Origin of the sequence: Culicoidibacter larvae, from assembly GCF_005771635.1 — a bacterium.
GTDB classification, from domain to species: Bacteria; Bacillota_I; Bacilli_A; order Culicoidibacterales; family Culicoidibacteraceae; genus Culicoidibacter; species Culicoidibacter larvae.
The window spans coordinates 63,113-85,749 of sequence record NZ_VBWP01000010.1; the positions used below are offsets into that span (position 1 = coordinate 63,113).

19 protein-coding genes are annotated in these 22,637 nt (G+C 41.6%); 18 read left to right on the plus strand and 1 reads right to left on the minus strand.

Translation table 11 applies throughout. The annotated features are described in order from the left end of the window. Positions 1–9 precede the first annotated feature (9 nt). From ruvA to rpsO, 8 genes are all read left to right on the plus strand, one after another. Entirely contained in the window at positions 10–570 is a 561-nt protein-coding gene (gene ruvA / locus FEZ08_RS10300) for a Holliday junction branch migration protein RuvA (RefSeq protein WP_138192064.1), read from the plus strand. 61 nt (positions 571–631) lie between these two features. Continuing rightward, positions 632–1,645 carry a Holliday junction branch migration DNA helicase RuvB gene (ruvB, locus tag FEZ08_RS10305; protein ID WP_138192066.1) on the plus strand — a complete coding sequence of 338 codons (1,014 nt, stop codon included), beginning with the start codon at positions 632–634 and terminating at the stop codon, positions 1,643–1,645. 3 nt (positions 1,646–1,648) lie between these two features. Continuing rightward, the gene (queA, locus tag FEZ08_RS10310) at positions 1,649–2,674 is read left to right on the plus strand and encodes a tRNA preQ1(34) S-adenosylmethionine ribosyltransferase-isomerase QueA (RefSeq protein WP_138192068.1); all 1,026 of its coding nucleotides are present in this window, start codon (positions 1,649–1,651) and stop codon (positions 2,672–2,674) included. A gap of 11 nt (positions 2,675–2,685) precedes the next feature. Beyond that, the gene (gene truB / locus FEZ08_RS10315) at positions 2,686–3,579 is read left to right on the plus strand and encodes a tRNA pseudouridine(55) synthase TruB (RefSeq protein WP_138192070.1); all 894 of its coding nucleotides are present in this window, start codon (positions 2,686–2,688) and stop codon (positions 3,577–3,579) included. An 18-nt stretch (positions 3,580–3,597) separates the two neighbouring features. Next, on the plus strand, positions 3,598–4,533 hold the full coding sequence (locus FEZ08_RS10320; protein ID WP_138192072.1) for a bifunctional riboflavin kinase/FAD synthetase: 936 nt from the start codon (positions 3,598–3,600) through the stop codon (positions 4,531–4,533). 121 nt (positions 4,534–4,654) lie between these two features. Then, positions 4,655–6,280: an MSCRAMM family protein gene (locus tag FEZ08_RS10325; RefSeq protein ID WP_138192074.1), complete on the plus strand. Its 1,626-nt coding sequence runs from the start codon at positions 4,655–4,657 to the stop codon at positions 6,278–6,280. 90 nt (positions 6,281–6,370) lie between these two features. Next, positions 6,371–7,147, plus strand: coding sequence for an aminoglycoside adenylyltransferase domain-containing protein (locus tag FEZ08_RS10330; RefSeq protein ID WP_138192076.1), 777 nt, complete (start codon positions 6,371–6,373; stop codon positions 7,145–7,147). A gap of 137 nt (positions 7,148–7,284) precedes the next feature. After that, on the plus strand, positions 7,285–7,554 hold the full coding sequence (rpsO, locus tag FEZ08_RS10335) for a 30S ribosomal protein S15 (RefSeq protein ID WP_138192078.1): 270 nt from the start codon (positions 7,285–7,287) through the stop codon (positions 7,552–7,554). A gap of 95 nt (positions 7,555–7,649) precedes the next feature. Here the strand turns inward: rpsO and FEZ08_RS10340 are convergent, their stop codons facing one another. Then, positions 7,650–8,504 (minus strand): MurR/RpiR family transcriptional regulator, encoded by an 855-nt coding sequence (locus tag FEZ08_RS10340; protein ID WP_171015037.1) that lies wholly within the window; start codon positions 8,502–8,504, stop codon positions 7,650–7,652. A gap of 270 nt (positions 8,505–8,774) precedes the next feature. Here FEZ08_RS10340 and FEZ08_RS10345 point away from each other — a divergent pair, with 270 nt between their 5' ends. The 10 genes from FEZ08_RS10345 to adhE all read left to right on the plus strand — a co-directional run bounded on the left by FEZ08_RS10345 (position 8,775) and on the right by adhE (position 22,545). Further along, on the plus strand, positions 8,775–9,821 hold the full coding sequence (locus FEZ08_RS10345; RefSeq protein ID WP_171015038.1) for a MupG family TIM beta-alpha barrel fold protein: 1,047 nt from the start codon (positions 8,775–8,777) through the stop codon (positions 9,819–9,821). Positions 9,822–9,835: 14 nt separating this feature from the next. After that, positions 9,836–11,152, plus strand: a complete 1,317-nt coding sequence (locus FEZ08_RS10350) for a PTS sugar transporter subunit IIC (protein WP_138192083.1) — start codon at positions 9,836–9,838, stop codon at positions 11,150–11,152. Further along, positions 11,133–12,071, plus strand: coding sequence for a GNAT family N-acetyltransferase (locus tag FEZ08_RS10355; RefSeq protein ID WP_138192085.1), 939 nt, complete (start codon positions 11,133–11,135; stop codon positions 12,069–12,071). The genes FEZ08_RS10350 and FEZ08_RS10355 overlap by 20 nt, the downstream gene beginning before the upstream one ends. A gap of 83 nt (positions 12,072–12,154) precedes the next feature. After that, positions 12,155–12,820 (plus strand): PIG-L deacetylase family protein, encoded by a 666-nt coding sequence (locus FEZ08_RS10360; RefSeq protein ID WP_171015039.1) that lies wholly within the window; start codon positions 12,155–12,157, stop codon positions 12,818–12,820. Positions 12,821–12,933: 113 nt separating this feature from the next. Continuing rightward, positions 12,934–13,449 carry a GNAT family N-acetyltransferase gene (locus FEZ08_RS10365; protein ID WP_138192089.1) on the plus strand — a complete coding sequence of 172 codons (516 nt, stop codon included), beginning with the start codon at positions 12,934–12,936 and terminating at the stop codon, positions 13,447–13,449. Positions 13,450–13,568: 119 nt separating this feature from the next. Beyond that, positions 13,569–15,698 (plus strand): polyribonucleotide nucleotidyltransferase, encoded by a 2,130-nt coding sequence (gene pnp, locus FEZ08_RS10370; protein ID WP_138192091.1) that lies wholly within the window; start codon positions 13,569–13,571, stop codon positions 15,696–15,698. 109 nt (positions 15,699–15,807) lie between these two features. Beyond that, positions 15,808–16,632 carry a purine-nucleoside phosphorylase gene (locus FEZ08_RS10375; RefSeq protein WP_138192093.1) on the plus strand — a complete coding sequence of 275 codons (825 nt, stop codon included), beginning with the start codon at positions 15,808–15,810 and terminating at the stop codon, positions 16,630–16,632. Between the two features lie 118 nt (positions 16,633–16,750). Beyond that, positions 16,751–18,283, plus strand: coding sequence for an ankyrin repeat domain-containing protein (locus FEZ08_RS10380; protein ID WP_171015040.1), 1,533 nt, complete (start codon positions 16,751–16,753; stop codon positions 18,281–18,283). Between the two features lie 170 nt (positions 18,284–18,453). Then, a complete protein-coding gene (gene fabF / locus FEZ08_RS10385; RefSeq protein WP_138192097.1) occupies positions 18,454–19,689 on the plus strand; it encodes a beta-ketoacyl-ACP synthase II in 1,236 nt (411 codons plus the stop codon). 225 nt (positions 19,690–19,914) lie between these two features. Continuing rightward, positions 19,915–22,545: a bifunctional acetaldehyde-CoA/alcohol dehydrogenase gene (gene adhE, locus FEZ08_RS10390; RefSeq protein ID WP_138192099.1), complete on the plus strand. Its 2,631-nt coding sequence runs from the start codon at positions 19,915–19,917 to the stop codon at positions 22,543–22,545. Positions 22,546–22,637 lie beyond the last annotated feature (92 nt).

Below are 22,637 nucleotides of genomic sequence, written 5' to 3' on the forward strand. Positions count from 1 at the left end.
ATCAAGAGCATGTTTGCATATATTTTGGGAATTGTAACTGACACTGAGTCAGATCATATTGTTGTTGAGAATCAGGGTGTTGGTTATCATGTTTTTTCACCATATCCGTATGATTATGAGATGAATAGTGAGTATAAGGTTTTTACTTACCAGCATGTGCGTGAGGATATTAATGCGCTGTACGGGTTTAAAACTAAGGATGAGAAAGCTTTATTCATTCGTTTGTTGAGTGTAAAAGGGATTGGTCCGAAGGTGGCAATTGCGATTTTGGCATCAACAACTTTGCCACAGTTGGTAGCTGCTATTGAGGCACAGGATATTAATTATTTGAAAAAGATTCCGGGAATCGGCAACAAGGCAGCCCAACAAATTATTCTTGATTTGAAAGGTAAATTGGCGCCAAGTGATGGTGTAGATAAAGCAAATCATGAGTTGTTGAATGCGTTGGAGGCATTAAGTGCGTTAGGTTATTCGACAAAAGAAGTGGATATGGTTGCTAAACAACTTGGTAATGAATCCTTGACGACGGAAGAGTATGTGAAGAAGGCATTTCAGTTACTTTTGAAATAATTGAAATTTATGATAAAAATGCAGTGTTGCTGCGAAAGAATAAGTGGAGAGTGGTGAGCGTATGGATCACGAACATGATCGGATTGTTGATCAGGATTTTTTAGAAGAAGATAGTTTTGAATTATCATTACGTCCAACGCGTTTGTCAGAATATATTGGACAAGATAAAGTAAAGGAAAATATGGCAGTATATATTGCTGCTGCCCGCGGGCGCAGTGAATCATTAGATCATATTTTGTTATATGGGCCGCCGGGACTTGGTAAGACGACCTTGGCTAATATTATTGCCAACGAGATGGAAGTTGGTATTAAGTATGCCAGCGGTCCGGCATTGGAACGTGGCGCTGATTTGGCCGCTATTTTATCATCGTTGAATCCTGGTGATGTCTTTTTTATTGATGAAATACATCGTTTGCCACGGACAATAGAAGAGATTCTATATTCAGCAATGGAAGATTATTGTTTGGATATTGTTGTTGGTAAAGAGGCGAGTGCTCGTAGCGTACGGATTGATTTGCCGCCGTTTACTTTGGTGGGAGCAACGACGCGGGCCGGCGATTTATCAGCGCCGTTGCGTGATCGTTTTGGCGTTGTATCGCGTTTGGAATACTACACTACTGAGCATTTGCAGATGATTGTTGAACGGACTGCAGAAATCTATGATACGCCGATTTTGACATCGGCTGCTTTTGAATTGGCTCGGCGGTCGCGAGGAACGCCGAGGGTTGCGAATCGTTTATTCCGAAGAGTTCGGGATTTTGCCCAAGTGCTTGGTGAGGGATTGATTACTGAGGCTGTGGCTGATGATGCGTTAGAGCGTTTGGAGATTGATGACTCAGGTCTTGATTATGTTGACCATAAGATTTTGCGAGGGATCGCCGAGCGGTTTAATGGCGGACCGGTTGGTTTGGAGTCTTTGGCGGCTTCAATTGGTGAGGAATCACAGACACTCGAAGATGTTTACGAACCGTATTTATTGCAAGAGGGCTTTTTAAAGCGGACGCAGCGAGGACGGATGCTGACTGAGAAAGCATATCGTCATTTGAATATTGAAATTGAAGACAAGAAGGAGTAGGTCATGAAGGTAACTGATTTTGATTTTGAATTACCGGAATCATTGATAGCACAAACGCCGCTTAAGGATCGTGATACGTCTAAGTTGATGGTTGTTGATCGTGAGTATAACAGTATTACCCATACTCATTTTCGACATATTCTTGATTTTTTAGAACCGGGTGATGTTTTAGTTTTAAATGATTCGCGGGTTCTGCCGGCGCGTTTATTTGGTGAAAAGACGGAGACCGGTGCAGCAATTGAAGTTTTGTTGCTTAAAGAGGAAGAGAATATGGTTTGGGAGGCATTGGTGAAGCCGGCAAAGCGAGTAAAAATCGGAACTGCTGTTGACTTTGGCGGCGGCTTGTTGCAGGCGACTTGTGTTGATGAGGGTGAAGATGGTATTCGCCACCTGCAGTTTAGTTGTGATGGTATTTTTCTTGAAGTGCTGGAGCAGCTTGGAACGATGCCTTTACCACCATATATTCATGAACGTCTTGAAGATCAAGAACGGTACCAGACTGTATATGCCCGTGAACAAGGGTCGGCAGCAGCGCCAACAGCGGGATTGCATTTTACTAAAGAATTATTAGCTGAACTTGAGCAACGCGGCATTGAGTTGGCGTATGTGACTTTGCACGTTGGACTGGGGACGTTTCGACCGATGAGTGCCGAACATACCGAGAATCATGTGATGCATTCCGAGTTCTATCAGTTGAATGAGGAGACTGCTGCACGGCTGCAACGGGCGAAAGATGAAGGCCGGCGAATTATTTCGGTAGGAACGACTTCGACGCGAACATTGGAGACTATTGTTCGTGACCATGGTCAGTTTGTTGCAAGCAGTGGCTGGACCGATATTTTTATTACACCGGGATTTGAGTTTAAGGCTATTGATGGTTTGTTGACGAACTTTCATTTGCCTAAGTCAACTTTAATTATGTTGGTGTCAGCTTTTGCGAGTCGCGAGTTGATTATGGAGGCGTATGCTCAGGCAGTTAGTCATGAGTATCGTTTCTTTAGTTTTGGCGATGCGATGTTGATTTTGTAGAGGTGAGGCGCATGGATGGAGTGTTAGCGGTCCACAAGCCGCGCGGGATGACAAGCCATGATGTGGTTTGGAAACTGCGCCGGATTTTGGGTACTAAAAAAATTGGTCACACCGGGACACTCGACCCCGATGTGGACGGTGTGCTGGTGGTTTGTATCGGCAGAGCGACTAAGTTGGTGCAATTTATGGAACATGCTCATAAGGTTTATCATGCCGAGGCTGTGCTTGGGGTTGCGACGACGACTGAGGATTTAAGCGGTGAAGTGGTTGAAATGTTGCCGGTTCCGGTTGGTTGTTTTGATGAGGCGATGGTGCAGCAGGTGTTGGCTGATTTTGTTGGTGTGAGTAAGCAAGTTCCACCTATGTATTCAGCTGTAAAGGTGAATGGTCGTAAGTTATATGAGTATGCTCGTAATGGCGTAGAGGTTGAGCGACCTGAACGGAGTATTGAGATATTTAGTTTAGTGTATAATGCCGATTCTTTGAAGTTTGCAGATGAACGTGGATACTTTGAGTTTGATATTGAGTCTGCCAAAGGATTATATGTGCGAACGCTTTGTGTTGATATTGGCGCTAAGCTGGGGTTTCCAGCAGCGATGGCAGATTTGCAACGGACCGCGAGTGGGCAGTTCACACTTGATGATTGTGTTACTTTGGAACAAATTGAAGCTGGCGATTATGTATTAACAGCAATGGCGGATATTGATTTGGGCTTGCCGGAGTTTATAGTTGATGAACTATTGGCAGAGCGTATAGGTGTCGGTTCGGTGTTTACGGTTGATGAATTGATTGATGCGCCGAATGAGCCATTTGCAGTGCTGAATGAACACCGACAGTTGCTGGCAGTATATCAGCCACATCCTGAGAAGCCGGGTAAGTTTAAGCCGGTTCGGGTATTTTCTTAAGAAGGTAGGAAGTTAAACATGGAGATTATTCATATTACCAAAGAAAATTTGGCAACAGCTATTTTTCAGCAACCGGTTGCTGCGGCATTTGGTTTTTTTGATGGCTTGCATCTAGGTCATAAGGCTTTAATTGATGCTACTAAAACGTATGCTGAGGAAAATGGTGTGAAAAGTGCAGTGATTACTTTTGACCCTTCACCAAGTTTAGTGTTGAAGAAGTTTAGTGACCGGCGTGAGATTACACCAATGAATGAGAAGCAACGCTTGTTGGAGCAATGGAATATTGATGTTTTGTTTATTATTGATTTTAATGAGCATGTTGCAGCAATTGACCATGAAGTATTTTTGGAACAGTTGATTGCCAGTATTGACTTGGTACATCTTGTTGTTGGATTTGATTTTCATTATGGTCATAAAGGGGCTGGTGATGTTCATTCATTGCAGGAATACAGCAAGACTCATAATCAATTTTCTTTGACAGTTATCGACGAGCAGAATTTTAATGGTGAAAAGATTAGTTCAAGTGCAATTCGTGATGCTATTACGGATGGACAAATGGAAGCAGTTGTTCCTTTGCTGGGACGCTCTTATTGTATTAGCGGTGTGGTAGTTCATGGATTTAAACGTGGTCGGACAATTGGCTTTCCAACCGCAAATATTCCTTTGGATAGTTATGTCATGCCCAAATTTGGTGTTTATGTCACACATTTTTATATTGATGACAAGATTTATCGAGGGATTACTAATGTTGGTTTAACACCAACGTTTGCTGAAGATATTCCGGCATTGACCGAGACCTTTATTTTTGATTTTAACGATGAAATTTATGATAAACTGGCAACGGTTGAATTCTTACACTATATTCGTCCGGAATTGAAGTTTGACTCAGTTGATGAGTTGATTGATAGAATGAATGATGATGCTGAATATGCACGTAAATATTTTGCTAAATAAGTATGTTTGAATGGCAAACTGTTCCCGGTGAGAGAATAGATTGCCATTTTATTTTTTGGTACGTTAGCGACGGCAATTATTATTTTATGTGATATTATTAAGGGGTAATGGAGGAATAGTTATGAAGAGGTTTGGGAAGGGATTGTTAGCGTTTGTTTCGTTGATGATGGTAGTTATGATTGCCGGTGGAATTGTAGTGCAAGCAGATGTTATGTTTACTTTGCCGTGGCGAATTAGCAATCCAGATTTTGAAGAAGTTGACTTTAGTGGAGCTGCTAATGCCGGAGCACCAGGAATTTATTATGTACATCAAAATAAAGTAACTGGTTGGAGTACAGCAAGTCCGACTGATTTGATTGAGGTTTGGCAAGATCCAAATGGTAAGGGGGTTCCGGCCTATTCAGGGCAGAATTTCATTGAGTTGAATGCAAAAGATAACTATCCGATTTATCAGGATATACAAACTATTCCCGGGACAACTTTGCAATGGGGCTTTGCCCATCGTGGCCGGGATGGGGTTGATGAAGCTGGGTTATTGATGGGGGCACCGGGAAATTTACAGTTGATTGCTACTGCTGATGATGGAAATGATGCCTGGGGTTATTATACCGGAACTTATGTGGTGCCACCGGGACAAACAGTAACAAGGTTGACTTTTTTGGCAATTTCAACTGCAAGCGGCTCGATAACTAATGGTAACTTTCTTGATGCGGTGACTTTAACTATAGATGTTCCAGGTTCGCAAATTGGTGATTATGTTTGGTATGATACTAATGGAGATGGTGTTCAACAGCGTGATGAACCACCGGCAGTGGGTATTACAGTTGATTTGTTGAATAGTAACGGTAATGTTGTTGCTTCCACCCAAACTAATGATCTGGGTGGCTACTTATTTGACGATGTGGCTTTTGGTACTTACAATATTCAGGTGCATTTGCCATTAAACGGCACCTATCAATACGGATTTACTAAACAGTTGGCTGGCGATGATTCGACGCATAATTCGCATGTTGATGCTGCGGGAATGATTTATGGTGTGCAGAGTACTTTAAATGGCTATTATGTAGATAATGACGCCGGAACAATTACCTATAGTAATGCTGTTATTGAAAAAATTGATGGTGACAACCAGACACCAGTTGCCGGGGCGGTCTTTGATATCACTGATAATTTTGGAGAAGTAATAACTCAAGTTACAACAGATGCCCAAGGGAAAGCAACTATTGGCAGTTTAGCAACTGGTACATATCATGCAACTGAAGTTGCCGTTGCTGATAAGTATCAGTTGCTGACTGAGCCAATTGATTTTACAATTGGTTTTGAGAGTAATGAATCAGTTATTGTTACTATAACGAATTATTTAAAACGTGGTTCGCTTGAAGTGGTTAAAGTTGATGATATTGATAATAATAAGCTTCTAGCTGGCGCTGAATTTCAAGTTAGTGATGTGAGTGGTGATGTTATAGCTACTGCGATTAGCAATAACAGTGGTCTTGCTAATTTCAATAACTTGTTGCCGGGCGACTATATTTTGGTGGAAACTAAGAGTCCGAACGGGTATCAGTTGAATTCAAAAGCACTCAATTTTACTATCCCTGAGAATCCGAATGGGGCAGTGGTCATTACTGTTGAAAATAGCAAGTTGGTACTGCCAGCGACTGGCGTGAATAACGATGTGTTTTTGAGTGTTGGAATTTTGATATCAGGTGGAAGTTTGTTGGCTTTGTTTCTGTTGCGAAGAAGATAAAAAAAGAATAGCTTAGCTATTCTTTTTTTTTATTTTTTATATACTTAAGCAAAGATTATCGGTTATAATTGTATTAAGGAGAGGGTAGTTATGATGACTAAACCAATGCTTAAGTCGATGGAAAATTTTCTAACTTTTTTCACTGGGGTGCATCAGCAACATTTAGGTGATAATTTGGGTTGTGTTGCTTTGTACGGATCAATTGCTAATAGTGCATATATTGATGGTGTTAGTGATATTGACTTTGTAGTTTTTACTAAGGTAGCGCTGAGTGATGCGGATATGAAACAGTTATATGCGGCGTTGCAAGAGCATCCGTTTTACCGGAAGTTGGATGGGATGTATTTGCTGGCAGCTGATGCCGGGAAGATGAATGAGGCGTTGGTGCGGTATTACTATCTTGATCGCGGTCAGTTGGAGTTTGGGTATTGGGATGTTAATGCGGTGACTTGGTGGAGTTTGGTGCACGGCGGTATTGTTTTGTTTGGAACTTTGCCGGATATTGAGATTAGTTGGGAACAAGTTATTAAGACGATGCAATATAATATTGATAAGTACTGGTTGCCTAAAGTAAATAAGCCGTGGAATTTTTATAGTGATGAGGATTTTGAGTTTGCGATGGCAACGGTTTGCCGGATTTATGTGACGATTCGCGAAGCGCGAATTGTGCCTAAAGTTGAGGCAATGCAAATTGTTGCAAAGCTGCATCCGCAGTATGCAGCGTTGATTAGCCAGGCTATTGCGTTGCGGGAGCAGACGATTAAGCCGCGTAATTATTACAGTCGGGTGATGCGGATGCGTGAGGCGATGGTAGTGCTTAAAAAGATTATTGGTGATTGTCAGAATTTATTGGCAGAGCAAGTCTGAAAGCCACTGCTTTTAGACTTGCCAACTTTTCTCCTCTAAGGTATAATGGAGAAGACCTTTTTGCTTAGTCAATCCGATTCTCCGAACGGTTCACTAGGATTAAGGCGACTTTATAGAGATAGGAGGCATGATGCATAATGGCTGTTACTAAAGAACGTAAACAACAAATTATTGAAGAATACGCAACAAAACCAGGAGATACTGGTTCACCGGAAGTGCAAATCGCGCTTTTAACTGAAAACATCAATAATTTAAATGATCACTTGAAAACACATATTCATGATCACCATTCACGTCGTGGATTATTACAAATGGTTGGGGACCGTCGTGGTTTATTGAACTATTTGAAGAAAAAAGACGTACGTCGTTATAGTGCGTTATTAGAACGTTTAGGACTTCGTCGTTAATTGATGAAAAAAGAAAAACCTGGTACTTTGGTACCAGGTTTTTTTATATAATGTGGATAAAAAAATGGTTGAAAGCGAACGCATTTCAAGATTTTTTATTGTTTGTAGTCGTCAACCCACTGGCGGACTTCGTAGTAGCTGTTGCTGATGTCTGGTGCCAGGCGATTGAAGGCGGTTAGAAATAAGCTGTCGAGGATAACTAGTTGGGCTAATCGCGAAGTGAGGGTAGCAATCCGTACATCGTTTTCCAGTTGGGGTGTTGCCAGATAAATATCTGAGCGTTTAAACAGCGGGGTACGATTCAGGCTGGAAAGACCAATGACAGTAATTTCCCGGTCACGGGCATAATCGGCAAGTTCAATGATTGCTCGGGTTTTTCCGGAAGTACTTACCAGCAAGATAACATCACCAGGATTCATGCGTGAAAGAATGGCAATTGCCATGTGGACATCATTGGACTGAAAAAGCGAGATGCCAAGGCGAGCCATTTTGTTGAAACCATCCAGTACAACCGGATATGAGCCACCAACCCCAAAAATCATCACCTTATTAGCATTAATCATCGCTTGAGCAGCAGCTTCAATTTGTTGGTCTTCTAAAGTATCACGAATTGAACTGATTGCTTTTTCGGAAGTGTTAATTGCGTGATCAATGATTGCTAAGGCTGAAAGTGGCTCTTCTCCAATGGCTAAGCTGCTTAGGCTAGCCGGTGAAAAGTTTTGGCTGGCAAGCTGGGTAGCTATTGCCAACTTAAAACTTTTGAAATTTTTATAGCCAAAATTTCGGCAGAAGCGTGAAATACTTGCTTCGCTTACACCACATGCTTGCGCAAGCTCGCGAATACTCATAGTAGCAATAACTGTCCGGTTTTCTAGAAGAAAGCCGGCAATTTTTATTTCAATGTCGCTTAATGTTTGAAGTCGTTCTTCAATCGTTGCAAAAATATCCAAATGCACTCATCTCCTTTAAGTGTTCACTACTTCTATTTTAATACATTTATGCTAGTTATGAAAGAAACTTTTATAATAAATGCAGATTATAATTAAATTAAATTTCTGAAATGGTTTGCCATATAGTAAGCCAAATCGTTTCAGAACTTGAAATAAGAAATTATATTTCACAAAAATAACGAAAAATATTGATATTTATTTTCTTGAATGATATATTTGGTTTGTAAAGAAGAAAACACTTTCAACAAGTGTGTAAGAGGAGGTGAAAGTATGCGCGGATATTCAATCTACTTTCCTGAAATTGATGACGAGTATATGCAAAAGATGAATGATGCAGGCTGGGAGATGATTTTTACATCACTGCATGTTAAAGAGTATCAGGCTGATATGCATGCACTGAAGAAGTTGTTTACCAGTCAAGCAGTGCAGGGCAAGAAAATTATTGTAGATGTATCGCCAGCAACTTTACGAGTGCTCGGTATTAATGATTATCACGAGCTAAAAGATTTTGGTATAACTCATCTGCGTTTAGACTATGGTTTTTCAATTGCTGATATGTTGCGGTTGCAAGAACATTTTGTACTTATTTTTAATGCCAGTGTCCTTGATGAAGTGATGCTTGAGGAATATCAAGCATCAGGGATTCAATTAACCAATAGTTCGGTGATGCATAATTTTTATCCCCATGAGTATACAGGTCTTGGATATGATTATGTGTTAGCAAAGAATGAGTTGTTTCATAAGTATGGTTTGCGGGTGCAGGGGTTTGTTGCCGGTGACATGCAATTGCGCGGTCCAATTTTTGCCGGTTTGCCGACGGTGGAGCGGTTGCGACAGTGTAGTCCGGCAAGTAGCTTTGTTGTTATGCAGGAGTTACTTGGTTTTGATGATATATTTATCGGTGATTTCCAGATTAGTGATGAGCAGCGGGAAGCTATTGACCGTTATTGCGCCACTGGAGCAATAACGCTGACATGTTCGGAATTTAGTGCCGACTACAAAATGTTTTTAGGAAAATTTCTCACCAATCGTCAAGATATTTCTGAGTATGTAATTAGAATTCGTGAGTCGAGAGCTGAAGGTGTTCCAGCGCGGAAGGATATTGAACCGTATAATATTGAGCCAAGACCGATGGGTAGTATCACAGTTGATAATAATGGTTATGGTCGATATTGCGGTGAGATGCAGATTGTAAGGTGTGATTTGCCGGAGGACATGCGGGTGAATGTCATTGGTCAGGTTTCAGATGCTGATTTGGCAGTACTGCCATGCATAAAAAGTGCTACCCCGATTTATCTTATTTATAAAGAGTTATAGAGGAGTGAAGTTGTATGCAAAAGTTAATTACATTTATTGAAGAAAAATTGGCACCGCCGTTAATCCGGGTGTCGCAAATTCGTTATTTGGATGCTGTTCAAAAAGCATTTATGTCATTTATGCCTTACTTGTTGATTAGTTCATTGTTCATTTTAATTGCTGCTCTGCCGATTCCTGGCTGGAGTGATATTGTGGCACCGATTGCCGGTAAACTTTGGGGCGCAGTTAATGCTACTATGGGGGTTATCTCAATTGGGATTGCCGCATCACTTGGGTATCATTTAGGTGATTATTACCGGGCAAAAGATTCACGCATTGATCGTTTATCGACAACGTTAGTTGCGGTTATTAGTTTCTTGGCGTTGTTTCCGTTGACGGTTACTGATGATGGTGGCGTGTTTATGAGCGCAACTTACTTTGGTAGTGCCGGTTTATTTGCAGCAATTATTGTAAGTATTCTTTCGGTAGAAATTTATCGTTTGATTGTTAAAGCGAATATTACTATTAAGATGCCAAAAGAAGTGCCGCCAATGGTTTCACAGGCATTTACTTCAGTTATTCCAGCAGCGATTGTAGTAACTCTTTGGTGGGTAGTCAGCCAAATTATTGGCTTTGATGTTCCTGGTTTCGTTATGCAGGTATTCTCGACATTAGTAAGCGCCGGGACAACAGCAGTTTCGCAATTTATTGCCTTTATGCTTGACCGGGTATTATGGTTTGTCGGGATTCATGGTTCAAATGTTGTTGGTAGTGTGCTTTCACCGGTATGGACGCAGATGATTTCTGATAATATGGCTGCTTTCCAAGCTGGCGATATTGTACCGTATTTATTTACTGAACAGTGGACTAATTATTTTATCCGGGTTTCAGTGGTGCCATTAGTATTGCTGATGATTTTCTCAAAAGTAAGACGCTATAAAACTTTAGGGGCACTTTCATTCGCGCCAGCGATATTCAATATTGCTGAGCCGGTTATGTTCGGCTTGCCAATTGTGTTAAATCCGATCATGTTTATCCCTTGGGTGTTCGGTTATGGATTTATTTGGACACTGACTTATGTTTTTACAGCAGTATTTAATCTAATTCCGCCGATTATTGCCTTGGTGCCTTGGACAGTTCCCGGACCAATAGCCGCATATCTGGGTACTGGCGGCAGTATTATTGCTGCATTGATTAGTTGTTTAAATTATGTATTGATGTTCTTTATTTGGTTGCCATTCTTTAAAGTGCTTGAGCGTCAGGAAATGAAAGTGGAAGCTGAAGCGCGGGCGCAAGAAGAACTTGAAGAAGCTGCGAAAGTGGGTGAGGTTCATGAAACTTCAAGCGTATAATGCTAAGTATCATGCTGACATTTTGGCGGTATGGAATCGCAGTATGGTGGCTGACCCACTCAGCGAAGAGCGGTTCTTGCATAATATTATTTTAGATCAAAACTTTAATCCTGATTTTTGTCAGCTAGCAATTATTGATGAACAGGTTGCCGGATTTATCTGGAGTGTTGTCAGGAGATATCCTTATGGCGAGCGTGGACTTGAATCTGAACGAGGCTGGATAGTAGCAGTTTGTGTCGCGCCTGAGTTCCAGAAGCGCGGTGTCGGCAAGACACTGGTGCGGTATGTTGAGCAACTTATGAAGCTGCAGCGTGTACAAAAAATTACTCTGGGTGCCTATAGCCCTAACTATTTGTTCCCGGGAGTTGATGTGAATACATATGCCGGTGCCATTCCGTTCTTTGAAAAACTAGGATATGAGCAAACTGGTGAGGCAGTTTCGATGGAGCGCAGTCTCTTTGATTATCGCCAGACTGATGAGTACTTGGTGTTGAAAGAAAAAGCTTTGTCAGCGGGGTTTAAGGTACAACCATTTGTTCGTGATTATGCCGAGGAACTGATTGACTTTTTACATCAATATTTTGGTGGCGGTTGGTCAACCAATGCTAAGAATGCAATGCTTAATGGTGTTGCTGAGGAAACTATTTTTATTGTTACCGACAGCAATAATAAGATTGTTGGTTACGCTCAAAGAGCAATTGATGGCAATCCGGATCGCTTTGGACCATTTGGTGTCAGAGAAGATCTGCGTGGATATAAGCTAGGCATGATTCTCTTCAACGAAATACTCTTTGACATGCAAAAACGTGGCATCTATCATACATATTTCTTGTGGACCCATGGTGCAGCACAAAAATTCTATGAGCGCAATGGTATGCAGGTTTACCGTGAATATGTTTTGATGAATAAGAAATTATAGTTAAAGAAGCTAGGGTTAATAGCTCCGGCCTAACCGGAGCTATTAACCAAAAAGTTGAGCATAAATATGAAAGGATGATAACGATGAACCAGAAACGAGTAGTAAGTATTGGTGCTCACGCATTGGATGCGGAATTGATGGGTGGTCCATATTTGATTAAAGCAGCTGCCAGTGGTGCAAAATGCAGCTTTGTGCACATGACCCGTGGTGAGCGCGGCAATAAAGAGAAGAGTCCGGAAGTGTATGGTAAACAGCTTGAAACTGAAATGGCAGCTGTTGCTGCGGTTATGGGTGCCGATGCCTTTTGGATCGGCTACCCGGCTGGCAACTTACCGTCGCCGGAACAAATTGTTCTTGACTGGATGGAATATTTGCGGCAGGAACAGGTGACTACCGTGATTACCCACTGGCGCGGCAGTTTACATCCGCGCCACATTCTTTGTCACGATACCGTTACTGAGGCAGTGGTGCGTTTACGCCGTGAAGGTATGGCAATTGATTTATATTACGGGGAAAACTGCGAAGACCTAAATGGTTTTATTCCTCAGCTATATATCCAATTTGATGATGCAGTTTTAGAGACCTGGTTAGCCGGGCTGCGGGAATATGAGCTATTCCGCGGTGGTGTGCTGACGGTGCCATATTATGATTACTATACAACAATGGCGAAGATGCGTAGCATCGAACTCGGCATTCTGCCATACGCCAAGGCATTTATGGTGTCGCCGCATGAAGTAGAAGTGTTGTAGTATTTTCTCCTCCTAGAAAATATTTTTGAAAACAGTCTTGGCATGTCCGGGACTGTTTTCGTTATGGGAGCCTTCCCAAAAAGGTGTTATAATAAGGCGATGGAGGGATTGGTATGAAAAGGATACTTGAAACTGAGCGGTTATATTTGCGTGAGATGACCGCAGATGATTTTGCTGATTTGGCGTTGATTTTGCAGGATACTGAGGTGATGTATGCTTATGAGCATGCTTTTAGTGATGCTGAGGTGCAGGCGTGGTTGGATAAGCAGATGGCTAATTATCATAAGTTAGGCTTTGGTTTGTGGGCGGTGGTGCTCAAGGAAAACGATGTGATGATTGGTCAGTGCGGATTGACGATGCAGCCGGTTTTGGATCGTGAAGTGCTGGAAATTGGCTATTTGTTGCAACGTGCATACTGGCATCAGGGGTACGCGAGCGAGGCGGCGAAAGCCTGTAAGGCGTATGCTTTTTCGGTGCTGGGAGCGGATGAGGTGTATTCAATTATTCGTGATACTAACCGGGCGTCGCAGCGGGTAGCTGAGGCCAACGGTATGCAGATTGTCGACACATTTATCAAGCATTACTATAATATTGATATGCCACATTATTTATATATGGTGAAAAATTGATAAAAAGCACCGGATTTCCGGTGCTTTTTATTTGCCTTGGCAACGGTAATTTAAGCTTACTATTTATAGGGCTTTATGGTATACTAATATGGAGATTATGTACAAGGAGCGTATATTATATGTCAGAAAAACAGACTTTTCAGACGGAGCTTGGCGGGCGCAAGTTATCATTTGAAATAGGACAAATTGCAAAGCAAGCTGATGGTGCCGTTGTCGTTCGCTATGAAGATACGGTTATTTTGTGTACCGCAGTTGCATCAAAAGAAGCAAAGCCACTTGACTTTTTCCCTTTAACAGTTAATTACGAAGAGCGATTATATGCTGCCGGGAAAATACCAGGTGGTTTTTTAAAGCGTGAGGGACGCCCAAGTGATACTGCGGTATTGACCAGTCGTTTAATCGACCGGCCAATACGTCCGTTATTCGCCGAAGGGTTCCGTAATGAGGTTCAGGTTGTCAGCACAGTTATGAGTGTGAATCCTGATTGTTCACCGGAAATTGCCGCTTTGATTGGGTCATCATTGGCGCTTTCTATTTCCGACATTCCTTTTGAGGGGCCGATTGCCGGGGTAAAAGTTGGTCGTGTTGATGGTCAATTTATAGTAAACCCGACAGTTGCGCAAAGCGAAGTCAGCGACATCGATTTAGTTGTTGCCGGAACTAAGTTTGCGATTAACATGGTTGAGGCTGGTGCGGATCACGTGAGTGAGGCCGATATGCTGGAAGCTATTTTATTTGGTCATGAAGAGATTAAAAAATTGATTGCTTTACAAGAAGAGATTGTTGCAGCAATTGGTAAGCCGAAACGTGAAATCGCATTGTATGAAATTGATGCTGATTTAGAAGCTGCGGTAGAAGCAGTTGCTAAAGCGCGTTTGGTTGAAGCAGTGAAAATTGCTGAGAAACACGCCCGTGATGAAGTAATTGATGCGATTAAAAAAGAAGTTATTGAAACGTACACAGCTAACGAAGCTGATGACGCAACGATAAAACAAATAAAAGAAATTTTAAGTGCGATTGTTAAAAACGAAGTACGTCGTTTAATTACTGACGAAAAAATCCGTCCTGACGGTCGTCAAATTGACGAAATTCGTCCATTGAGTGCAGAGATTGATTTCTTGCCACGAACTCATGGTTCAGGATTGTTCACTCGCGGACAAACCCAAGCGTTAAGTATTGCTACTTTAGGGGCGCTTGCGGAAAATCAAATTATTGATAGTTTAGATGTTGAAGAATCAAAACGCTTTATGCATCATTATAACTTCCCACCATTCTCAGTTGGTGAAACTGGACGAATGGGTGCACCAAGCCGCCGTTCAATCGGTCATGGTGCTTTAGGTGAACGTGCATTGAAATATGTTATTCCCGGTGAAGATGTATTCCCATACACAATCAGGGTTGTATCAGAAGTTGTTGAATCAAATGGTTCTACTTCTCAAGCAAGTATTTGTGCGGCAACCTTAGCGTTGATGGCTGCCGGTGTCCCAATTAAAACACCAGTTGCCGGGATTGCTATGGGTCTGGTAAAAAGTGGCGAAAACTATACCGTCTTAACTGATATTCAAGGCCTTGAGGATCATTTGGGAGATATGGACTTTAAAGTTGCCGGCAGTGATAAAGGTATTACTGCTTTACAAATGGATATTAAAATCGACGGTATCGACCGTGCGATTTTAAAAGAAGCTTTAGAGCAAGCCTTAACAGCACGTTTACAAATTTTAAATGTAATTACTGATGTAATTGCTGAACCACGTAAACAATTGTCAGAATATGCACCAAAAGTGCAGACAATGCAAATTAAAGTTGATAAAATTCGCGACGTTATTGGCCCGGGTGGTAAACAAATCAATGCTATCATTGATGAAACCGGTGTTAAAATTGATATTGAGCAAGATGGCCGCGTGTTAATCTTCTCAAGTGATCAACCAATGATTGACCGAGCAATGGAAATGATTGGCGAAATCGTGCGCGAAGTTGAAGTTGGCGCAACCTATCATGCTAAAGTTGTTCGTATTGAAAAATTTGGTGCCTTTGTAGAATTATTCCCAGGCACTGATGCATTAGTTCACATCTCACAATTTGCTCATGAACGAGTAGAAAAAGTTGAAGATGTCGTAAAACTTGGCGATGTTATTGATGTTAAGGTCACTGAAATCGATGATCGCGGTCGTGTCAATGCTTCACGCAAAGCATTGTTGCCAAAACCGGAACCGGTTGAAGCAAGCGACGAAGATAAAAAGAGCGAATAAGAGCCATAAGGCGTTTATTCATAGATGAAATGCTTCCGGCGCCGAGCGGTGCTGCACCGCTTGACGCCGGATTTGTGTTTTACAGACATATTTTGGAAGGAGAGTTCAAATGAGTAACTATTTAACAAAGATTAAAGAGGCCGTTGCTTATATTGAAAGTAAAACCGACTATAAACCGGAAATTGGTTTAATTCTAGGATCAGGGCTTGGAAGTTTAGCTGATCAAGTAGAAGATGCGGTGGTACTACCTTACGGAGAAATTCCAAACTTTCCACAATCAAATGTTGTTGGGCATGCCGGCAATCTCGTCATTGGTAAACTTGAAGGAAAAGTAGTTATTGCCTTACAAGGGCGGATGCACTTTTACGAGGGTGAGTCAATGCAGACAATTACTATCCCAACTCGGATTATGCAGTTGATGGGTGTGAAAAAGCTGATTGTTACCAACGCTTGCGGCGGTATCAACATTGATACTTTAACACCCGGTGATTTGATGCTTATCAGCGATCATATTAACTTAATGGGTACGTCACCGCTTATTGGTGAAAACATCGAGGAATTGGGCACACGTTTCCCGGATATGAGTGAGCCGTACAGCAAAGAACTACGAGCAATTGCACGCGAGGCTGGCAGCAGTTTAGGATTAACTTTGAAGGAAGGCGTTTATGCCGGCTGGATGGGTCCTGCTTACGAAACTCCGGCAGAAATTCGCTACATTCGCACTATTGGTGCTGATGCAGTGGGGATGTCGACGGTTCCGGAAGTAATTGTAGCCAATCATGCTCAGATGCAAGTGCTTGGTATTTCATGTATTACCAATATGGCTTGCGGTATTTTGGACCAAAAACTTGGCCATCATGAAGTCATGGAAGTTGCTAACCGGGTGCACAAAGATTTTGTTGCGCTGGTACGCAATGTTATTAATAAAATGTAAAAAAAGCGCGGTTGCTGACCGCGCTTTTTTCTGTTTATCCCAAGAAATTACACAACATGTTAATAATAATTTTGTTACAATAATGGTAGCGGGGGGAGAATTTTTAAGGCGGGATAAAATGGATACTGAACAAATTTTCCAACTGATTACAGAGTTTAACAATGATGAACTCGAAGGTGTGCTTGATGGCACGTTAGACTATACGGTGAGAGATAGTCATGGTGATACTTTTTTACATTGTGCAGCGCGGGTTGATAATGTCAATGCTTTGCAGTTGTTGTTAACAAAAGGAAAGTCGATGATTGACGAAGTTGACAGTGGCGGGGCTTCAGTTTTGATGACTGCTTGTGCCTGGGGTTCGCTCGGGGTTGTTGATTTGCTATTAACTAAGTATGCGTTTGCCTTTGATATGAATGAGGGTATGCAGGCGGATAAAACAATGCCATATACTTATTTAGGACGCGCGCGCAGAGATGGTGCTGATGATGAGTGGTATGGTTTCAAACTAGAGTTATTATTCCAGATGATTGCCTTAGGTGCCCATTCTGATTCATTTATGATGGAGCGGGAAATCATTGAGTGGCAACAAGCTGATGGTAAGTATTATGATAAGATTGTTGTCGCTAAGCAAGCCTATAATGAGGCGGCAGTGGATTTTGTGGCACGGATTCAGCCGGTTGACGCGCTGAATCGTTTTGCCTTGCGTAATGCGTATTTTCTTTTGGCTAAGGCGGAGTATGCGCGTGGTGATATGACAGCGGCAATGGAGCATTTGAATGTACTTTTTAGTATTGCTGATTTAGCTGATGATAAACCATTGTTTACCGCTGAACAGGAAGAGTTGCGGGTGCAAGTGTATAAGCTTGCAGCGCAACAAAATGAGGAATGGCTGCCTTATTATAAGGAAGTGCTGCAAACAATTGTTGATAATAATATTCCGATGGCTGATAGTACTATTTATCAGGATATTGCTGATATCAATGTTGTGGCTAGCGGGCAATATACTTTACCGCAGAATAAAGCTGCGGTGCGTGTTGCCGGTGAAAGTTTACTGGATGCTTTCTTGCGGCATAGAAAAGTCATTGAAAATGAGCTGGAGTATACTGTAAGTGAGCCAGCAACTGCTGAGGAGTTGGCGGCGGCGGCGAGTGAGATTGGCTTTGAACTGCCAAAGGATTTGGTTGATTTCTATACTAAGGTAGGTAATGGTTTTTCTGATGGTCGTTTGATATGGTGCCAAGGATTGGATATTTCCCGTGCAACAGGCATCGTTGGTTTTTTTGAAAGTGTGCAAGAGTGGTTTGGCGGCGATGATTTTGATTTTGTTGAAGAGTCGGAGATTAGTGCTGAAGATGTTGAGTTTGTAAATAGTAATTATAAAGTGTTTGCGACTTATTATGAAAATGAAGATTCGCATTATAAATTTTTCTTTGGCAAGAATGGTCGGTTTGGTATAAGTCAATTTTGTCAGGATGGTTTAGAGTTTAATGAACAGCTTTTAGAGCGGGATATGCCATTGCTGCAATATGATGATTTAGATGAAATGATGTCAAAGTTTTTGCAAATTCAAGTTAATCGGTATCGTTGCAGACAAAATATGGTGAATGATGCTTATTGGCGTTTGGCAGATGATTTGGCAAAAGTTGGTTAGAGAATTTTTTTAGAAAAGATGGCGCGTTCAGCGCCGTCTTTTCCTTGGCCGCAGGTTTCGCAAAAGGTGTCTTTTCATTGCGCTTGATTGGTGCTTTTAGTATAATAAGACTAATGATTAGTTGCGCAAGGGGAATGTGTGACTGAATTTTATTTTAAAGGAGATTTGCTATGAGAAGAGTTGTCATTACCGGATTGGGAGTTGTTTCTGCAATCGGAAATTCGGTTGAGGAATTTTGGAATAATATTGAGGCGGGGAAACATGGAATCACTGAGATTACTCGTTTTGATACTAGTGAGTTTCCGGTAAAGGTTGCTGCTGAGGTGAAAAACTTCAATCCTGAGCATTCGCTTTCACATCAAGAATTGAAACGTACTGATCGTTATACGCAGTATGCTATTGAGGCGGCGTATCAGGCGATGCAGGACACTGGCACTGATTTTAGTGATTTGGATCCGTTTCGAGTTGGCGTTGTTGTCGGCAGCGGGATTGGTGGTATTGAAACTTTTCAAGATGGCTATGATACTATGGTGAATAAAGGCATTCGCCGGGTTTCGCCATTGTTTATTCCAATGTTGATTGCCAATATGGCAAGCGGTATGATTGCAATGAAATATGGTTTTAAAGGAATGAACTTTGCACCGGTTTCAGCATGTGCCAGTTCGGCGCATGCGTTAGGTGAAGCGTTCCGGGCGATCAAACATGGTTATATTGATGTGGCGCTTGCCGGCGGTTCAGAAGCGGTGGAAACGCCAATTGCTTTAACCGGTTTTAATAATATGATGGCAACTACTAAGGTTGATAATCCGGACCGGGCTTCGATTCCTTTTGATGCTGAACGCAGTGGTTTTGTGCTTGGTGAAGGTAGTGCTGTATTGGTGCTTGAAGAGCTTGAACATGCATTGGCACGCGGGGCAAAGATTTATGCTGAGCTTGCCGGATATGGTGCGACGGCGGATGCTTATCATATTACCAGTCCTGATCCAAGCGGTGAGGCGGCAAGTATGGCGATGCAGCTGGCTTATAAAGAAGCCGGAGCAGAGGCGAAGGACGTTGATTATATCAATGCTCATGGAACTTCTACACCGATTAATGATAAGTATGAAACCGGAGCAATTAAAGATGCTTTAGGTGAGTATGGTAAAACGGTTGCCGTGAGTTCGACTAAGTCTATGACTGGTCATTTGCTTGGTGGTGCCGGAGCAACTGAGGCAGTTATTTGTGCCAAGGCGATTGAGCAAGGTGTTTTACCACCGAATGTTGGTTTGCAAAACCCCGATCCGGAATGCGATCTGAATATTGTGAAAACGGCGGAAAAGGCAGATATAAATGTGGCACTTTCGAACTCATATGGATTTGGCGGACAGAATGCCAGTCTGTGTTTTAAGGCTTATAAAAATAATTAAAAGACTGAATTTTTCAGTCTTTTTTTGATGTTTCACAACTGGGTAATATTTGTTGTTTTTGTGATATTGTGGCGGTTTTTCACGATTGAACACAAGCACTTTTTCACATATTGTGATTTTTTTCCAAAATAGCGTTTTCATGAGGGTTTTTATTTGCATTGACTTTTTAAACGCGGTATAATGCACTCGTGAAGATAATCACTAAATAGTTCAGGAGGTATTTTAATGAGTACAAAAAAAGAGGTTCAAGTAGATCCGAAACAGCATGTTGATGAACTCGTACAGAAGGGTTTAAAAGCACTTGATGCGTTCTTGGAATTAAATCAAGAACAGGTTGATTATATTGTGAAGAAAGCATCGGTTGCTGCTCTTGATAAACATGGGGACTTAGCTAAACTTGCCGTTGATGAAACCGGCCGTGGAGTTTTTGAAGATAAGGCAGTAAAAAACTTGTTTGCATGTGAACATGTAACCCACAGTATGCGCCATTTAAAAACAGTTGGAATTATCAATGAAGATAAATTACACGGGATTGTGGAAATTGCTGAACCGGTAGGTGTTGTTTGCGGAATTACGCCAACAACAAACCCGACTTCAACAGCAATCTTCAAAGCGTTGATTTCTTTGAAAACACGTAACCCGATTGTTTTTGCTTTCCATCCATCTGCACAAGAGTGTTCAAAAGAAGCAGCACGCATCGTACGCGACGCAGCGATTGCTGCCGGTGCGCCAAAAGATTGTGTGCAATGGGTTGAGTATCCATCAATGGAAGCGACTAGCGAATTGATGAACCATCCGGGAATTGCTACAATTCTTGCAACCGGTGGGAATGCAATGGTTAAAGCAGCCTATTCATGTGGTAAACCAGCGCTTGGTGTTGGAGCCGGAAACGTGCCTGCTTATATTGAAAAAACTGCTAAAATTAAACGTGCAGTCAATGATGTTGTTTTATCAAAATCATTTGATAACGGTATGATTTGTGCATCAGAGCAAGCAGTAATCATCGATAAAGAAATTTATGATGAAACCGTAGCAGAGTTTAAAAAATACAAAGTGTATTTTGCCAATGCTGCTGAAAAGAAAAAATTAGAAGAATTTATCTTTGGTGTTGCCGCTAATGATAAAAATTGTGCCGGTGCGAAGCTGAATGCTGCTGTTGTTGGGAAACCAGCAGCATGGATTGCTGAGCAAGCTGGTTTTAAAGTTCCTGAAGATACAGTAATTATCATGGCTGAATGTAAAGAAGTAGGTCCTAATGAACCGTTAACTCGCGAAAAATTATCACCGATATTAGCGATGTTAAAAGCAAAAAATACTGAAGATGGTATTTCACTTGCAGAACAAATGGTTGAATTCCATGGATTAGGTCACTCGGCAGTTATCCATTCTGCAAACGAAGATATCGTTAAAGAATACGGACTTCGCGTTAAAGCAATCCGTTTAATCTGGAATGCACCTTCAAGTCAAGGCGGTATCGGAGATATTTATAATGCTTTCTTACCTTCATTGACACTTGGTTGCGGGTCTTATGGCTCAAACTCAGTTTCAAATAACGTGAGTGCAGTTAACTTATTAAATATTAAGAGAATAGGGAGACGAAACAATAATATGCAATGGTTTAAAGTTCCGCCAAAAATTTATTTCGAACCAAATTCAATTCAATATTTAGCTGAAATGAAAGATTTACGTAAAGTAATGATCGTTACTGACCGCAGTATGTGGACATTAGGATACGTTAAAAAGATTACTGATGTACTAAACTCTCGTCGTGATCATGTTGATATTGAGTTATTTACTGAAGTAGAACCAGATCCAAGTGTAGAAACAGTTTATAAAGGGTTAGACATTATGCGTAACTTTGAACCAGATGCGATTATTGCCCTTGGCGGTGGCTCACCAATGGATGCTGCCAAAGTTATGTGGTTATTATATGAGAACCCTGATGTAGACTTTAATGACCTTAAGCAAAAATTTATGGATATTAGAAAGCGAGCTTTCAAATATCCAGAGCTTGGTAAAAAAGCCCAAATGATCAGTATCCCGACTACTTCGGGAACTGGTGCGGAAGTAACACCGTTTGCGGTTATTACTGATACTAAAGCAAATAAAAAATACCCATTAGCTGACTATGCCTTAACCCCAACAGTAGCAATTGTTGACCCGGTATTAGCAATGACTATGCCACCGCACGTTGCCGCTGATACAGGTATGGACGTATTAACTCATGCAACTGAAGCATTTGTTTCGGTATTGGCAAATGATTATACTGATGGTTTGGCATTACAAGCGATTAAATTAGTATTTAAATACTTGAAGCGTTCAGTAGATAATGGTGCTGAAGATCCAGAAGCACGTGAAAAAATCCATAATGCAGCAACTATTGCCGGTATGGCATTCGGGAACTCGTTCTTGGGTATTTCTCACTCAATGGCTCATAAAATCGGTGGTATGTTCCATACACCGCATGGTCGTACAAATGCTATCCTTTTACCATACGTTATTGAGTACAACGGAACTCGTCCGAACAAATTAGCGATTTGGCCAAAATACGAATACTACAATGCCGATGAGCGCTACCAAGAAATTGCTCATGCATTAGGTTTAAAAGCCTCAACTCCGGAAGAAGGCGTTGCCTCATTCCGTCGTGCAGTTATTGATTTAGCAAAATCAGTTGGTATCGAAATGAGTCTGAAAGCTCAAGGCGTTAACGAAAAAGAATTCATGGCAGCATTACCGACATTGGCAATGAATGCTTATGAAGATCAATGTTCACCAGCCAACCCACGTCTGCCAATGGTTGCAGATATGGAAGAGATTATGCGTAAGGCGTTTTCTGGTGAAGGCTTAGACAAATAAAAAAATTTTAAAAGAGCCGCAGTTGCTGCGGCTCTTTTATTTCTTTCTCCCAAAGAAAGTGTTAGAATGATAATAGTGAGGTGGAAGCATGA

What these genes read in the sequence shown, in the direction of transcription:
- ruvA (WP_138192064.1), top strand. Translation starts at nt 10, where the DNA reads ATGTTTGCATATATTTTGGGAATTGTAACTGACACTGAGTCAGATCAT.
- ruvB (WP_138192066.1), top strand. Translation starts at nt 632, where the DNA reads ATGGATCACGAACATGATCGGATTGTTGATCAGGATTTTTTAGAAGAA.
- queA (WP_138192068.1), top strand. Translation starts at nt 1,649, where the DNA reads ATGAAGGTAACTGATTTTGATTTTGAATTACCGGAATCATTGATAGCA.
- truB (WP_138192070.1), top strand. Translation starts at nt 2,686, where the DNA reads ATGGATGGAGTGTTAGCGGTCCACAAGCCGCGCGGGATGACAAGCCAT.
- FEZ08_RS10320 (WP_138192072.1), top strand. Translation starts at nt 3,598, where the DNA reads ATGGAGATTATTCATATTACCAAAGAAAATTTGGCAACAGCTATTTTT.
- FEZ08_RS10325 (WP_138192074.1), top strand. Translation starts at nt 4,655, where the DNA reads ATGAAGAGGTTTGGGAAGGGATTGTTAGCGTTTGTTTCGTTGATGATG.
- FEZ08_RS10330 (WP_138192076.1), top strand. Translation starts at nt 6,371, where the DNA reads ATGATGACTAAACCAATGCTTAAGTCGATGGAAAATTTTCTAACTTTT.
- rpsO (WP_138192078.1), top strand. Translation starts at nt 7,285, where the DNA reads ATGGCTGTTACTAAAGAACGTAAACAACAAATTATTGAAGAATACGCA.
- FEZ08_RS10345 (WP_171015038.1), top strand. Translation starts at nt 8,775, where the DNA reads ATGCGCGGATATTCAATCTACTTTCCTGAAATTGATGACGAGTATATG.
- FEZ08_RS10350 (WP_138192083.1), top strand. Translation starts at nt 9,836, where the DNA reads ATGCAAAAGTTAATTACATTTATTGAAGAAAAATTGGCACCGCCGTTA.
- FEZ08_RS10355 (WP_138192085.1), top strand. Translation starts at nt 11,133, where the DNA reads ATGAAACTTCAAGCGTATAATGCTAAGTATCATGCTGACATTTTGGCG.
- FEZ08_RS10360 (WP_171015039.1), top strand. Translation starts at nt 12,155, where the DNA reads ATGAACCAGAAACGAGTAGTAAGTATTGGTGCTCACGCATTGGATGCG.
- FEZ08_RS10365 (WP_138192089.1), top strand. Translation starts at nt 12,934, where the DNA reads ATGAAAAGGATACTTGAAACTGAGCGGTTATATTTGCGTGAGATGACC.
- pnp (WP_138192091.1), top strand. Translation starts at nt 13,569, where the DNA reads ATGTCAGAAAAACAGACTTTTCAGACGGAGCTTGGCGGGCGCAAGTTA.
- FEZ08_RS10375 (WP_138192093.1), top strand. Translation starts at nt 15,808, where the DNA reads ATGAGTAACTATTTAACAAAGATTAAAGAGGCCGTTGCTTATATTGAA.
- FEZ08_RS10380 (WP_171015040.1), top strand. Translation starts at nt 16,751, where the DNA reads ATGGATACTGAACAAATTTTCCAACTGATTACAGAGTTTAACAATGAT.
- fabF (WP_138192097.1), top strand. Translation starts at nt 18,454, where the DNA reads ATGAGAAGAGTTGTCATTACCGGATTGGGAGTTGTTTCTGCAATCGGA.
- adhE (WP_138192099.1), top strand. Translation starts at nt 19,915, where the DNA reads ATGAGTACAAAAAAAGAGGTTCAAGTAGATCCGAAACAGCATGTTGAT.